This is a genomic window from Bradyrhizobium sp. CIAT3101 (assembly GCF_029714945.1).
Lineage (GTDB): Bacteria > Pseudomonadota > Alphaproteobacteria > Rhizobiales > Xanthobacteraceae > Bradyrhizobium.
In genome coordinates this window covers 1,359,345-1,373,605 of record NZ_CP121634.1, presented here as the reverse complement: position 1 = coordinate 1,373,605, position 14,261 = coordinate 1,359,345, and the positions used below count along the sequence as shown (strand labels likewise).

Here is a 14,261-nt window from a genome sequence, read left to right as displayed (position 1 = left end):
CGAGATTCGCACGGAGTTCGGGTTCGCGACCGCGATACTCTCGGCATGCAGGCTGACAAACCGGACGATCGGAGTAAATGCGGCCGCTGGAACCGCCCCTGTCCAGACGTTAGCCCAGTACAGCATCGAGTATGCGGCTGATATCGTCGAACTCTGGGGCGGCGTCGAGCGCATTCGGCAATATCCGCTTGGAGAACCGATCATTCGATCCCAGGCGGTTCCGGAGGAAATGATTCTCGGCAATCGCTATCATCGGGAATGGGCCAAGCCCAGGGGTTTGTCCGACGCCGTCGGCGTCGCCCTTGTTCGCGACAAAACGATGATCGGTAATGCGACATTCGCTCAGCATCAATCGGCCGGCCCCATCGAGGATGCGCAGGTCCACGGATTGCGCGTTCTCGCACCTCACATCCGCCGCGCCGTGACGATCAGCAATCTGTTCGACATGAAGACCGTGGAAGCCGCGACATTCTCCGCGACCGTGGAGGCCCTGACAGCAGGTGTCGTCCTGGTGGACGAGGATTCGAAGATCGTTCACAGCAACGCAGTCGCCACCGCGATGCTCGCGGCCGGCGATCCGATTTTGACGCGACATGGCCGGATCGCGGTTCAGTCCACGGCGACGACCACCTCATTGCAATCGGCGATCGCACAGGCCGCGAAGGACGAGGCGGCACTCGGCCAGAAAGGCATCGGCATCCCGATCCTTCGTGAGAGCGGCGACCCGCTCGTCATCCACGTTCTGCCGCTGCGACGCGGCCACATGCGCGCCGGGCTGATCCAGCGCGCCGCCGCCGCGTTGTTCGTGGCGTCGGCGTCCGAGCCGCCGCAGATCTCCCACCTTGCCCTCACCCAGCTCTATGACCTGACGCCGGCCGAGATCCGCATCTTCGAGCTGATCTGCGAAGGACACACACGCGACGCGATCTCGGGTTTGCTCGGCGTGTCCGTCGCCACCGTGAAGAGCCATCTGCTTCATGTGTTCGAGAAGACAGGCTGCCGCCGCCAGGTCGACCTGGTCAGGCTCGCCAAGTCGCTGACATTCCCGGTGTGAAGCCCGGCTCGGCCGTGAGACGTCCGCCATCGGCGGATGAGGTGATTTTTGAAGTGAGTGGCTTGGAATGCGACAGGTTTCGGTCGAAGAATTCTCGGATATCATCGGCGATATCTACGATTGCGTCATCGCCCCCGAACACTGGACCGACGTTCTGGAGGGGATTTGCGCCAAGCTCGGCTTCGCCACCGGCGCACTCTCGGTCGCCAGCCTCACCAACATGAAGGCCGCGGTCAACGCAGTCTCCGGATCCAACCTGGCTGAGATGGCCCAAAATGCGATCGGCTATGGGCCTGAGATCATCGAGCTTTGGGGCGGCGCCGCGCGCATTCAGCAATACCCGCTCGGAGAACCCATCGTTCAATCCCAGGCCGTCCGGCAGGACATCATCGCTGCCAATCGCTATTATCGCGAATGGGCCCTCCCCAAGGGCCTGTTCGACGCCGTCGCTGTCGGCCTCGTTCGCGACCGGGCGATGGTCGGCAACGCGATCTTCAGCCAGCATCAATCGGCCGGTCCCATCGAGGATGCGCAGCTCGGAGGGTTGCGGCTGCTGACGCCGCACATCCGCCGTGCCGTCACCATCAGCAATCTGTTCGACATGAAGAGCGTGGAGGCCGCGACATTCTCCGCGACGGTGGAAGCGCTGACGGTCGGCGTCGTGCTTGTCGACCAGGATGCGAAGATCGTCCACAGCAACGCCACGGCCACCGCAATGCTCGCGGCCGAAGACCCGATCATGGTCCGACAGGGCCGGATTGCGGCTCCGTCCGCGACCGCGACCAGCTCATTGCATCAGGCGATCGCACAGGCGGCGAAGGACGAGGCGGCGCTCGGCCAGAAAGGCATCGGCATCCCGATCCTTCGCGACAGCGGCGACCCGCTCGTCATCCACGTGCTGCCGCTGCGGCGCGGCCACATGCGCGCCGGGCTGATCCAACGCGCGGCCGCCGCCCTGTTCGTGGCGACAGCCTCCGGCCCGCCGCAGATGTCCCACGTCGCCCTCAACCAGCTCTACGATCTGACGCCGGCCGAGATCCGCATCTTCGAGCTGATTTGCGAGGGCCACACGCGCGACGCGATCTCGGGGTTGCTCGGCGTCTCCGTCGCCACCGTGAAGAGCCATTTGCTCCATGTGTTCGAGAAGACGGGACGCCGCCGCCAGGTCGATCTGGTCAGGCTGGCAAAGTCGCTGACATTTCCGGTGTGAGCGGCGGAAGCCGCGACGTCCATCACCCCTTCGTGACCGTGCCGCGAATTCCGATCCGTAACATTCCCACGAGCAGAACGTAGCTGCCCATGATGATCCATCATCAGAGGGAAGAATTATGAATTGGAAATTGACTGCCGCAGCGCTGGGCTTCGGGATCGTGATCCTCAACGGCTTCAATGGTGCAGCCATCGCGGCAGATGCCGTGCGCGTTCGCGGCGTGATCGAGGCGACGGACGGATCGAAAATGACCGTCAAGACCCGCGAGGGCGCATCGACAGCGATCGCATTGGCCGCCGCCGTCAAGGTCATGGCCGTCGCGAAGGCGTCCGTCGAAGACATCAAGCCCGGCGATTTCGTGGGCATCGCTTCATTGCCCAAATCAAAGGGTGGCGACGGCGCCGTTGAAGTTCTCATTTTCCCGGCGGCCATGAAAGGCACCGGCGAGGGCAGCTATCCCTGGGATCTGAAGCCCCAGAGCACGATGACCAATGCCACCGTCTCGAATGCCGTGAAGGAAGTCGATGGGCATGAGGTCACGGTCAAGGTCAACGGAAAGGACAAGAAGATTTCCGTTGCGGACGGCACGGTCGTCGTCACCCTGGCGCCCGCGACTGCGGCGGACCTGAAGCCAGGCACCACCGTGTTCGTACCCACCGAACGCGGCAGTGACGGCACGCTCACCGCGGGCTTCGTCATCGTCGGCGCCAACGGCATCGTCCCCCCGATGTAACGAGACCCGACAAGCTGCGGTGGCGGCGCTCTCAACGCAGGGATTTTGCACGCGATCTCGACTGCCCGCGGTTCGGGCGTGCATTGGGAGTGCTGTCACCTCGGGTTCGCCCGGCGTGCCGTCGGTGTCCGGCGTGAGGCGGAGACGCTCTCAGGCCGCTTCCGACGCTGATCTTGCACGCTGCTCGAGCACGCCGATCGTCGAGACCAGATTGTCGCGTCGCGCGCGAAGGTTCGCCGCGAGCGCCGGATAGGACGGCTGCTGCGCGTCGAACACCCCGGCCCTTGCCTCCTCCTCCAGGATGTCGGTGTTAAGCAGCCGGACGCGCCACCACAAATCGGCGATCAACGCGTCGAGCCGAATTTCTCCATCAGCACCAGAACGGGACACTTCGTGCATCACTTGCCTCAACCTGACACGGCCTCCCTGCTGAGGCCTGGCTTTGGTGCCAACTGAGCAAGCGGAGTGCCAGCAAGGGGCGAGCGGAATCCGGTTCCGGAATTAACCAAGCGCTTCGCAATGCCCTCGTGTCGGCGGAACCGGCTTGATCAAGATCTGACGCTCAAGCCGAAAGGCGCGGCGAGCAATCAGCCATAGAGCCCGGTGACGATCGGCATGCGGGCGGCTCGGAGAGCGGGAAACAGTCCGCCGATCAGGCCGACCACGAGCGCGAGCAGCAGGCCCTGGCCGATCAGCCGCGGACTGAGCTGGAAGTTGAACACCACCTGGCTGAAGCTTGCGCCCATCGTCGAGGCCGTGAAGCCGTCAAAGACGAGATAGGTGGCTGCGGCCCCGATCACGCCGCCGACCGCGGCCAGGATCAGCGACTCGACCATCGTGCCGATGAATGTCGAGAAGCCGCCGAACCCGATGGCGCGCAGGGTCGCGATCTCGGTCGCGCGTGTCGCGACCGAGGAATACATGGTGTTGAGCGCGCCCGCCAGCGAGCCGAATGCCATCGCGATCGCCAGGGGCCAGCCGAGCTTCTGGATCAGGTCCGACGTATTCGACGCCTGCTGGGCGAAATAGGCGGCCTCCGACATCACGTCGAGCTTGAGGCGCGGATCGGTGTCGCTGTATGCGCGCAACGTCTCGATCGCGGCCGGGCTGGTCAGCCGCGCGCGGACGGTCTGGACCGAGCCGGCACGCTTGAACAGGCTCTGCAGCACCGGCAGATCGGCCCAGATCTCCGATTCGAACACGCTGCCGTCGGCGCCGAAGATTCCGACCACCGTCCACCGCGTGTTGTTGAAGGTCACCGTCTGGTCGAGCTCGAAACCTTCGAATTCCTTGCCCAGCGCCCTGCCGACGATGATCTCGTTGCTGCCCGGATTGAACATCCGGCCCGCGGTCATGACGACGCCACGACGCAGCGCGGGGCCCTGCGGGCCGAGGCCGCGCAGCGGCAGGCTCGCCTTGGTCCCGGTGCTGCGCTTGATCCCATTGACCGTCAGATAGAGCTCGGCGGACGTCTGCGGCTTGCCGTCGGGTCCCCTGGCAATGCCGGGACCGTCCTCGATCAGCCGGACCTGGTCGCGCAGGACGACACTGTTGATCTCCGAAACCGCGCCGCTGCGCAACACCACGGCGACATCCTCCGCGCCGGAATCCGCGATGGTGCGGCGGAATCCATTGGCCATGGAGAGAAACGCCAGGAGTACCGTGACGACGAGGCCGACCGCGATCACCGTCGCCAGCGACAGCCACAGGCGCTGTGGCAGGCTCTTGAGATTGATGGTGGTGACCGCCAGGATCTGCAGGAAGATCGAGCGCATCGGATCAGCTCCGTCCCAGCGCGGTGACGATGTTGAGGCGCATGGCGTTGAGCGCCGGCACCAGGCCTGTGATGATACCGAATACGACCATCAGCCCGACTGCCGCCGCGGCGATATCGGGGTATAGCGACAACGTCGGAACGAAGCTCATCAGGCTGTCCCGCACTCGCGTGATCAGAAGAAGCGCGACGCCTAATCCGGGCAGCCCGCCGAGCAGCGCCAGCAGGATCGATTCGCCGAGCACCATGCGCAGGATGCGACCACCGGAAAAGCCCAGCGTCTTCAGCACGCCGATCTCGCGCGTGCGCTCGCGCACCGTCATCACCATGGTGTTGCCGACGATCATCAGGATCGTCACGAAGGCCGCCCCGACCACGAGCTCGACGATCAGCGCGATGTTGCCGAGCTGGGCGGCGAATGCCTTGTTGAAGGCCTTTTCGCTGTCGGTCGTCGTCTCATAGGGAGAGTTGGCAAACATCCCGTCGATGGCATTGGTCACGCGCTCGTTCGCGGCCACAGACGTGGTGCGCAGCGCCAGCCAGTTGATCAGGTCCTTGCCGAACGAGCGGGTCTCGTTGAAATAGTCGTAGCCCATCAGCATGACGTTGGTGTCGGCCTGCGGAATGCGGGCGGTGAAGCTGCCGACGATGATGAAGTCCCAGGCGTGCGAGCCGTTCTTCTGGGACCAGACGCTGCTCGAGATCGGAATATGATCACCGACCTTCCAGCCCCACTTCTCCATCATGCGCGCCCCGACCAGAACGCCGGTGCGCTCGCGGATGAAGGCCGCGCGCGCCTCGGGAGAAAACACGAAGTCGCTGTCGCGAAGCTTCATCCAGTTCTGCGGGTCGACCGCAAAGGCCGCGATAAAGTTCCTTGGCTCCTGGTAATAGCCCCCGAACCAGCTGAAGTGGGTGATCTGGGCGACGCCGTCGATGGCGGCGACCCGATTGTAATAGGAAATCGGCAAGGGCTGGGTGAAGTTGATCTTGTTGAGGACCACCAGCCGGTCGGGCGTGGCGCGGTCCTGTCCAGCGTTGAAGGCGCGCTCGAAGCTCGCCAGCACACCGAAGATCGCAAAGGCGATCAGGATCGAGACCATCATCAGGATGGCCCGCAATTTCCGGCGGAACAGATTCTTGCGGATCAGGACCAGGTCGTTCACGCCGCGAGTTCCTTCTCGATGAAGTGGCCCTTGTCGAGATGCAGCGATCGCTTGGCGTATTGCGCCGCCGCCGGGTCGTGGGTCACCATCACGATGGTCTTGCCGAGATCGCGGTTGAGCACTTGCAGGATCGACAGGACCTCGTCGGCGGTGGCGCGATCGAGATCTCCGGTCGGCTCATCGCACAGCAGCAGCGCCGGATCGGAGACGATGGCGCGCGCGATGGCGACGCGCTGCTGCTGCCCACCCGACATTTCCTTGGGATAGTGCTTGACCCGATCGGCGAGCCCGACCACGCCGAGCGCGGTCTCGACCCGCTGGCGCCGTTCCTTGCGGCCGAGCCGCGTCAGCAGCAGCGGCAATTCGACATTCTGCGCCGCGGTCAGCATCGGCATCAGATTGTAGAACTGGAAGATGAAGCCGATATGCGATGCCCGCCAGCGCGAAAGTTCGCTCTCGGACAGGCGGTCAAGGCGTTCACCGGCGACTTCGATCCCGCCTGCGTCGGACCGATCAATGCCACCGAGCAGATTGAGCAGGGTGGTCTTGCCGGACCCCGACGGTCCCATCACGGCGACGAAATCCCCGCGTGGAATGGCAAGGTTGAGACCATCGAAGATGGTGATCGTCTCCTTCCCCTTGGTGAACCGCTTGGACAAATCGACGATGCCAATCATCGGATCGGTTGGCGATAACATGGGTCTTGCTCCCGCGCGCTTAAGGGGGATCGGAGCGCGCCGTGGCAGGCGCGCCGTCTTCCACGAATGTCACCTTGATCGCCATGTCCGGCAGAACGCGCCTGTCCTTCACATCCATGCCGACACGGACCTTGACGGTCGCCTTCTCGCGATTGGCGGTTGGCACGATGGCGATGACGGCGCCCGGGATGCGCCAGTCCGGATAGGCATCGAGCACGGCTTCGACGCGGGTGCCGGCATGCAAGCGGCCGATCGAGGCTTCGTTGACGTCAACCTCGATCTCGATCGAGTCCATGTCGACGATGGTGCAGATGCCGGTGCGGGTGAAGCCGCCGCCGGCCGACAGCGGCGAGATCATCTCGCCGGGTTGCGCGCTGCGGTCGACCACGATACCGGCGAACGGAGCGCGGATCCGGTGCTTGCCGAGCACCTCGCCAAAGCGCTGGGCCTCGAGCCGGGCCGCCGCAAGCTGGGCCTCCGCCTGGCGGAGCTGGGCCCGCAGCACGCCGGCTCGAGCCTGCGACTTGGTCAGGTCGGCTTCGGTGGCATAATTCTTTCCCGACAGCGTCTGGGTTCGATTGAGGATTCGCTCGGCGTCGGCCAGATCGGCGGCAATCGCGGCCATGGCCGCTTCGGAGGCCTCGGCGCGCGCCTGCGCCAGCGCGTAGTCCTTGTCCGCCAGGACATCGTCGAGCCTAGCGAGAACCTGGCCGGCCTCCACCACCATGCCCTCGTCGACCAGGAGTTCGACGACCTTGCCCGTGACCTCGGCCGCGACCGTGGCCTTGCGGCGTGCCACCACGTAGCCGGACGCGATCAGGCCGCCCGCACCGGGCGCGACCGATTGGGCCGGACGCTCCTGTTGTGCGACCTGGGTGGATGGGACCTCGGCAGCCGGCGCCTGCGCGGACGGCGACAAACCGCCGAGCCAAAGCACCGTGCCGCCTCCCAGCACAAGCACTGAGACCAAAATCCCGATGGCTGGCAGCAGCCAACTTTTTTTCCGCCGCAACGAAGGCCCGGCCGGTGGGGACCGTTCGATGACGAGCGAGCGTAACGATCGCGTCCTGTCATCCATCCGACCACAGGCCCCCGAGTAGGACAGTCGATATTATGCAACACATCCTTGGCATGAGCAATCTTCTGCCGCAACTATTAGGTGGTCTCGCTTCGTTGAGTCGGCGTTTGACTGCATCGGCTCAACTCCGGCATCCCTTCAAGAAAAGAAGATCTATCGCGCGCGGCAGGTTCGTTCTCGCCCGATGCAGAATTCGGCTAGCCGATTCCTGGCCGGATCGGCCGATTCTGAAATTCTCGTCGGTGTCCGATGCCGTTGCGGCCGACCGGCTGCGTGCGTCGCGGCACAATTCAGTCGGCGTCAGGCCGGTTTGCCTTGGCCTCATTGAGACGACAATGTTTGAGAAAAGCAGCGACACTGCGAATTTTAGTCGCATGCTCTCCCAACTGAACGACCTGGGCGTGCTGAGGGAAGGCCCCCAAAGAGAAGGCCAGTGCCCATCGAGCGGGCGGCCAATGCGCGCAAGACTAAATCAGCGGCGCACCCTGCCGCAGATTCATGTGGCGGTTGACGTCCTTGTAGAGCAGATAGCGGAACCGGCCGGGGCCGCCTGCGTAGCAGGCCTGCGGGCAGAACGCGCGCAGCCACATATAGTCGCCGGCCTCGACCTCCACCCAATCGCGATTGAGGCGGTAGACCGCCTTGCCCTCGAGCACATAAAGCCCGTGCTCCATGACATGCGTCTCGGTAAAGGGGATGGTTGCCCCCGGCTCGAATGTCACGATGTTGATGTGCATGTCATGGCGCATGTCCGAGGGATCGATGAAGCGCGTGGTGGCCCACCGCCCCTCCGTATCAGGCATCGGCACCGGCGCGATCGAGTCTTCATTGGTCACGATCGGCTCGGGTTCGGCCAATCCCGGCACGCGCTGATAAAGCTTGCGGATCCAGTGCAGCTGGGCCGCGCCTGAGCCGCGATTGCGCAGGCTCCATCCGCACCCGGGCGGCACATAGGCGAAGCCGCCGGCTTTCAGCTCTCTGTCCTTGCCTGCCAGCTTGAGCGTGACTTGCCCGCCCGCGACGAACAGCGCCCCCTCGGCGTCCTTGTCGGGCTCGGGAGTTTCGCTACCGCCATTCGGTGCGATGTCCATCAGGTAATGCGAGAACGTTTCGGCGAAGCCCGAGAGCGGCCGTGCCAAAACCCAGACACGGGTGTTGTCCCAGTGCGGCAGATGACTGACGACGATATCGCGCTGCACGCTGTTGGGAATGACGGCGTAGGCGGTCGTAAAGACCGCACGGCCGCTGAGAAGATCCGTCTGCGGCGGCAGACCGCCCTGCGGGACATGATAGGTTCGCGATGACATCGTCAGGCCTCGTGTCGTTCGGGCATCAGATCGAGCTGCATGGTCTCGTCCAGCCAATATTCTTCCAGATTGTTGCCACCGCCCTTGCGGTCGACGACGAGGAACGCGCTTGCGTCCTTGAGCACCAGCAGAGGATGGTGCCAGCAGTTGCGCGCATAGTTCACGCCCTGGTGCCCCGTCGCCGCGAACGCCCGATAGCTCGCGGCATTGCGTGGGTCGGTGCAAACAACGACCAGCCACTCCGCGCCGTTAAGCGGCATGAACAGCTGGCTTCCGAGCGGATGACGCTCCATCAGGCGGATCGCAATCGGCGCAGGACGCAGCGATGCGGCAAACCAGCTGATGTTGGTCTGTCCGCCTTCCGCGGTAACGTCGATGCTGGCGAGATCGTTGAAGCGCTTCGCAAAACCCTGGTTGATCGACAGGGGGATCACCCCGTCCGTTTCGATGACCTCGCCGAACGGCGCGAACGCCTGCTTGGTCAGGGGCTCAATCGAAAGTGTCGCCATCGTCAACCTCAAAAGTTTCCGCGATCAAAGCGGTTGCAGACCCGCGACGGGAGCATCCGCACCATCAGGCTCGGCCTGCGATGTCTCGCCCTGGGGAACGATCTCGCCGTTCAGGATGCGATGCGCCTTGGCGCGATCGAGATCGCCTTCCCATGCGGCGACAACGACCGTCGCGACGCAGTTTCCGACATAATTGCCGAGCGCGCGAGCGATACCGATAAACCAGTCCACCGACAAGATCAGCACCAGTCCGATTGCCGGAATGGCCGGAATCGCCGACAGCGTCGCGGCGAGGACGACGATGGCCGAGCCTGGGACGCCATGGGCACCCTTGGAGGTGAGCAATGCGACGCCGAGGATCGCCAGAAGGTCGCCCAGGGCGAGCGGCGTGTTGGTCGCCTGCGCAATGAAGACCGCCGCCAGGGTCAGGTAGATCGAGAACGCGTCCAGGTTGAACGAATAGCCGGTCGGGATGACGAGGCCGACGGTCGACCGCTTGATTCCGAGCTGCTCGAGCTTGCGCATGGTCTGCGGCAGCACGCTGTCGCCGGCGGCCGTGCCGAGCACGATCATCAGCTCCTCGCGCAGATAGCCGAGCAGCTTGAACAGGCTGAAGCCGGACAGCCGCATGATCGTTCCGAGGACGATCACCACGAAGAGGACCACGGCCAGATAGAACAAGCCGACGAGGCCACCGAGCTGCTTGAGCGAACCGATGCCGTACTTGCCGACGGTGAAGGCAATCGCTCCGAACACGCCGATCGGGGCAAGCCGGACGACGAAGTTCATCATCTTGAAGATGATCTCGTTCACGCGCTCGATGAAATCGACGACCGGCCGTGCGCGCTCGCCGCATAATGACACTGCGCAACCGAACATGATCGAAACGATCAGGACTTGCAGGACATCGCCGGAGCTGAACGCGCCGACGATCGTGGAGGGGATCAGCTTCATCAGGAATTCGGAGACGCCGCCGCCGGCAACCTGGGCCGCGGTCTGGCTGAATCCGCTGAGCGCTTTGGCATCGAGCGTCGATGGATCGATGTTCATTCCGGCGCCGGGCTGGAAGTAATAGGCAAGCGCAATGCCGAACACCAAGGCGATTGTGGTGACGATCTCGAAATAGAGCAGCGCGCGGATGCCGACCCTGCCGACCTTCGAAAGGTCTCCGGCCGCGGAAATTCCCTGCACCACAACGCAGAACACGATGACGGGCACCAGCATCTTGATCAGCTTGATGAAGCCGTCGCCGAGCGGCTTCATCTGCAGGGCCGTATCAGGATAGGCCATGCCGAGCGCAATGCCGAGCGCGAGTGCGACGACAACCTGGAAGAAGAGTGACTTGAAGATGTTGGGCATGGCTTTCCTCGCTCGCTGGGCTTTTGTCTGTCTGGCTTGGTCGGCTTGAGCCTTTCGCCATTCTTGTCATTTGGCAGCGGCGTCACGCCGCTGCGTACGGAGCCATTCGCCCCTTGCACGCGGACGAAGGCGCCATCGGTCATTCGTTGACCAGGTGCGACATCAAGTCCAATATATAGAACGACACGATTGATAGGTTTTCACTATGGATCTTCGCCAGGTCAGGTACTTCATTGCGGTGGCCGAAGAGCGCAGCTTCACCCTCGCTGCCCGGCGGCTGAACCTCTCGCAGCCGCCGCTGAGCCAGCACATCCAGGCGCTCGAGGCCGAGCTCGGCACCCCCTTGCTCTACAGGACGAGCCGCAAGGTCGAGCTGACCCAGGCCGGTGAAGCAATGCTGTCGCGCGGGCGCGCGATCCTGCAACAGGTCAAGTCGGCGGAAGACGAGGTACGCTCGATCGGCGCCGGCCTGGTCGGAACGCTGGATCTCGGCGCAACCGGCTCCATCCTGCGCGGCCGACTTGCCGAGCTGCTCGCGGCCTACCGTGAGGTCGCGCCATTGGTGAGGATGACGGTGCATGAGCAGGCACCGGCGCGACAGATCGCGGCCCTGCTCAACCGGACCACCAATATCTCGCTCATTCGCGGCGTTCCCACGGAGCGCGACCTGACCAGCAAGCTGGCGTGGCGCGAAGAGGTCGTTCTCGCCGTGCCTCGCACCCACCCCTTGGCGAAGCGCAAGCGCGTCGCGCTCGGCGATCTGGCGTCGGAGGATCACGTCGTCCTCGATCCCGACAGCTCCGACTTCGCGCGCTATATTCAGACTTGCTGTGTCGATGCCGGCTTCCTGCCAAAAGTGTCGCAGCAGGTCGTCGACGCGCAGTCGATCCCGAGCCTCATTGCGGCAGGCTTCGGCGTCGCGCTGGTGCCGCAGTCGATCGCGCGTTTCACGACCGCCGATATCGCGTTTCGCCCCATCCGCCCCTCACCGCCCGCGGCCGACGTATTTCTCGTTTACCGAGCGGACGAGACCTCGATGGTGGTGCACAATTTCATCAAGCTCGCGCTGAGGTATTTGAGTCAGAGGAAAAGGCTGGGGTAGCACGACCGTCAAATTTGCTGAACTGCTCCGAAGATCGGGCGCACAGAAGAGCCATGGCGCCGAAGGAAGGGACGTCGCTCAACCACCGACACGACGAACCGTTGTTTGTCCCTAGTCTGGTGGCGTAAGCGGTTGGCACGGCAACCTGGTAGAGCGGCCTAGGCGGCGCGAATAGCACCAGCAAACAGCCGAACAGTATCAATCACTGACAATCGGTCCGAACGCCTCCCATCGCTCGCCGGTGAAACGCATCATTCGGAACTCCTTGACCACACGATAGTCGGCCGGGCTGGTGTTGACGGAGAGCCCTGGGAGCAGCAGATCGAGTTTCACGTTTCTCAGGCTCGTCGCTTGCGCCATGACATTCTCGCGCGAGAGATTGTCCTCGCATTGCTTCAGGACCTGCACCAGCAGCTCGGCGGCGCTATAGCCGTAGACCGTGAAGATGCTCTTCCGATCGCCTCCCGGATAATAGCCGTCCATGAAGGTGCTCCATCGCTTCATGCCTTCGTCCTCACGCCAGGTCGGGTCAGCGGCCTCCTTGAATGAGCTCGCCGAGATGATGCCCTTTGCATTCTCGATGCCCGCCGGGCTCAGGACCGCGTCGATCGAGGACGAGCCCACGCCAAGGAGGTGAGCGGGCTTCCAATCGAGCTCCGCCATCTTTCTGATGACTTGGGCGGCGAATTTCGAGGCAGCCATGTTGATGAGGACGTCGACACCGGCCGCCTTAAGGCGCACGACCTGCGAATCGACGGTCGGGTCCGATACATCGTATGAAGCGTCGCAGACGATGAGTTCGCTTGCCCTCGCGCCGAGTGCGTCTTTTAATCCGGTCAGATAATCCCTGCCGGTCTCATCGTTCTGATAGAGCAGGCCAATTCTGGCATTCGGATAATTGTCCAGGATGAAGCGTGCGTAGACGCGAATCTCCGTGCGCAGATTGGGAGCAAATCCCATCGTCCAGGGAAAATTGATCGGATCCTCGAAACGCGTCGACCGCCCGGCCACGAAAAGCTGAGGGATATTGCGGTCATTGAGATATTTTTGAACCGCAATGTTCGAGGCATTTCCGAGCGTCTCGAACGTGAACAGCACTCCGTCGCTCTCGATGAGCCTACGGACCTGCTCGACGGTCTTGGACGGCGTCGCCGCATCGTCGTAGGACATCAACGTGATCTTGCGTCCATTGACGCCGCCATGATCATTGATCATGCGGAAATAGGCTGCCTGCACCTTGCCGATCACGGAAGATGCGGAGAGCGGACCGCTATAGGGCATCGTCTGGCCGATCTTGATCTCAGTATCGCTTGCGCCTTGACCGTATCGACGATCACCTGCGAGCAAGACAGTCGTGACGAAAAGTCCGGCAGCAAGGATTGCCGCTCGGGCAGCATGCGTGCACAAGCTCTTGCTCATCGCTGCGACCCTCGCCGCTTGGGGGGACTTCGTAAATCCGTGCGCCGTTCACGACATGCATACTCCCTCGCCAGCCGATGAGTGAGCTGATCACAGAGCCGCAGGAGAGCTGATCGGCTGGATTGGATCAGAGCGGACAATCGTAGTCCAACGAGCCCTGCCCGCGGGGTGCCAGGAAATCTGCCCGACGTTCGGCAAACCAGTGATCGGCAGCAATCAGCAGCGTTGGACAGTGTGCCGTCAGGCTTCGAGCCAACGATTCCGAATGCTTCCGATGCGAAGTGAAACCCACGCTCGCGGAGCTGTCCTTGTGGAGCCTGGGCCAGGTTCAAATCCTGGAGGCGCAACTACCGATACCGACAACCGCTTCAAGTGCGGATTTGACGAAGGTGTCGGCCGCTCAAGGCTTCTCGTTGACGCGCTTTTCGAGCGCCAACGTTCGCTCGACCAAGTCATCCAATTCAAAAGACTGCGATTCGAGGAATGCGACGGACCCATTGTTGGGGCTGACAGCCAGACGGCGGGTCTCGCTCAAATGATGTTTGAGCCAGGTCCTCTGCTCTTGTTGCAATTGCGCTCGCTGCTTGCCCTCGGACTTGTGCAGAAGCGTCTGATAGGCGGCATTCAGCCTCGGGTCCCACTTATCGATTTCGGCCTTGCCGCAATCCAGCATTTTCGAGGAAGCGCCGTCGGCCTTGGCTATGCAAGCGTCGAGCTCCGCGCCCTGCTGCGCGCTTGCAGGAAATGCGGCGACATAGAGGGCGGCTGCCAAAGCGCGAGATGTTCTCCAGAACATGACGGTCCTGTGCCTTTTCCGATCTGAGTAAAATTTGAGCTGTCTGGTGTGGCTAT

General features: G+C 63.0%; 15 protein-coding genes. 4 read left to right on the top strand and 11 right to left on the bottom strand.

What is annotated here, in order from left to right; translation table 11 throughout:
• Positions 1 to 109: 109 nt before the first annotated feature.
• A complete protein-coding gene (locus QA645_RS06285) occupies positions 110 to 385 on the bottom strand; it encodes a hypothetical protein (RefSeq protein WP_283048947.1) in 276 nt (91 codons plus the stop codon).
• A 3-nt stretch (positions 386 to 388) separates the two neighbouring features.
• Here QA645_RS06285 and QA645_RS06280 point away from each other — a divergent pair, with 3 nt between their 5' ends.
• From QA645_RS06280 to QA645_RS06270, 3 genes are all read left to right on the top strand, one after another.
• A complete protein-coding gene (locus QA645_RS06280) occupies positions 389 to 1,054 on the top strand; it encodes a helix-turn-helix transcriptional regulator (RefSeq protein ID WP_283048946.1) in 666 nt (221 codons plus the stop codon).
• Between the two features lie 67 nt (positions 1,055 to 1,121).
• Positions 1,122 to 2,264 (top strand): helix-turn-helix transcriptional regulator, encoded by a 1,143-nt coding sequence (locus QA645_RS06275; RefSeq protein WP_283048944.1) that lies wholly within the window; start codon positions 1,122 to 1,124, stop codon positions 2,262 to 2,264.
• A 118-nt stretch (positions 2,265 to 2,382) separates the two neighbouring features.
• A complete protein-coding gene (locus QA645_RS06270) occupies positions 2,383 to 2,997 on the top strand; it encodes a hypothetical protein (RefSeq protein ID WP_283048942.1) in 615 nt (204 codons plus the stop codon).
• A 150-nt stretch (positions 2,998 to 3,147) separates the two neighbouring features.
• On the opposite strand, the gene QA645_RS06265 is transcribed toward QA645_RS06270, so the two are convergent.
• The 8 genes from QA645_RS06265 to QA645_RS06230 form a co-directional block, all read right to left on the bottom strand.
• Complete coding sequence (locus QA645_RS06265; RefSeq protein ID WP_283048940.1) at positions 3,148 to 3,396, bottom strand: hypothetical protein; 249 nt, start codon at positions 3,394 to 3,396, stop codon at positions 3,148 to 3,150.
• A gap of 188 nt (positions 3,397 to 3,584) precedes the next feature.
• Positions 3,585 to 4,772, bottom strand: a complete 1,188-nt coding sequence (locus QA645_RS06260; protein WP_283048938.1) for an ABC transporter permease — start codon at positions 4,770 to 4,772, stop codon at positions 3,585 to 3,587.
• Positions 4,773 to 4,776: 4 nt separating this feature from the next.
• Complete coding sequence (locus tag QA645_RS06255; RefSeq protein ID WP_283048935.1) at positions 4,777 to 5,937, bottom strand: FtsX-like permease family protein; 1,161 nt, start codon at positions 5,935 to 5,937, stop codon at positions 4,777 to 4,779.
• The gene (locus QA645_RS06250) at positions 5,934 to 6,635 is read right to left on the bottom strand and encodes an ABC transporter ATP-binding protein (protein ID WP_254128141.1); all 702 of its coding nucleotides are present in this window, start codon (positions 6,633 to 6,635) and stop codon (positions 5,934 to 5,936) included. The genes QA645_RS06255 and QA645_RS06250 overlap by 4 nt, the downstream gene beginning before the upstream one ends.
• Before the next feature lie 19 nt (positions 6,636 to 6,654).
• Positions 6,655 to 7,596: an efflux RND transporter periplasmic adaptor subunit gene (locus QA645_RS06245; protein WP_283048933.1), complete on the bottom strand. Its 942-nt coding sequence runs from the start codon at positions 7,594 to 7,596 to the stop codon at positions 6,655 to 6,657.
• A 584-nt stretch (positions 7,597 to 8,180) separates the two neighbouring features.
• Positions 8,181 to 9,020 carry a bifunctional allantoicase/(S)-ureidoglycine aminohydrolase gene (locus QA645_RS06240; RefSeq protein WP_283048931.1) on the bottom strand — a complete coding sequence of 280 codons (840 nt, stop codon included), beginning with the start codon at positions 9,018 to 9,020 and terminating at the stop codon, positions 8,181 to 8,183.
• A gap of 2 nt (positions 9,021 to 9,022) precedes the next feature.
• On the bottom strand, positions 9,023 to 9,529 hold the full coding sequence (locus tag QA645_RS06235; protein ID WP_283048929.1) for an ureidoglycolate lyase: 507 nt from the start codon (positions 9,527 to 9,529) through the stop codon (positions 9,023 to 9,025).
• 24 nt (positions 9,530 to 9,553) lie between these two features.
• The gene (locus QA645_RS06230) at positions 9,554 to 10,888 is read right to left on the bottom strand and encodes a C4-dicarboxylate transporter DctA (RefSeq protein ID WP_254128137.1); all 1,335 of its coding nucleotides are present in this window, start codon (positions 10,886 to 10,888) and stop codon (positions 9,554 to 9,556) included.
• 205 nt (positions 10,889 to 11,093) lie between these two features.
• Between QA645_RS06230 and QA645_RS06225 the strand changes: the two genes are divergently transcribed.
• Positions 11,094 to 11,990, top strand: coding sequence for a LysR substrate-binding domain-containing protein (locus QA645_RS06225; RefSeq protein WP_283048927.1), 897 nt, complete (start codon positions 11,094 to 11,096; stop codon positions 11,988 to 11,990).
• A 198-nt stretch (positions 11,991 to 12,188) separates the two neighbouring features.
• Here the strand turns inward: QA645_RS06225 and QA645_RS06220 are convergent, their stop codons facing one another.
• Both QA645_RS06220 and QA645_RS06215 read right to left on the bottom strand, forming a co-directional pair.
• Positions 12,189 to 13,271 (bottom strand): ABC transporter substrate-binding protein, encoded by a 1,083-nt coding sequence (locus QA645_RS06220; RefSeq protein ID WP_349253173.1) that lies wholly within the window; start codon positions 13,269 to 13,271, stop codon positions 12,189 to 12,191.
• Positions 13,272 to 13,809: 538 nt separating this feature from the next.
• Positions 13,810 to 14,181 (bottom strand): lysozyme inhibitor LprI family protein, encoded by a 372-nt coding sequence (locus QA645_RS06215; protein WP_349253172.1) that lies wholly within the window; start codon positions 14,179 to 14,181, stop codon positions 13,810 to 13,812.
• Between the last annotated feature and the right edge of the window lie 80 nt (positions 14,182 to 14,261).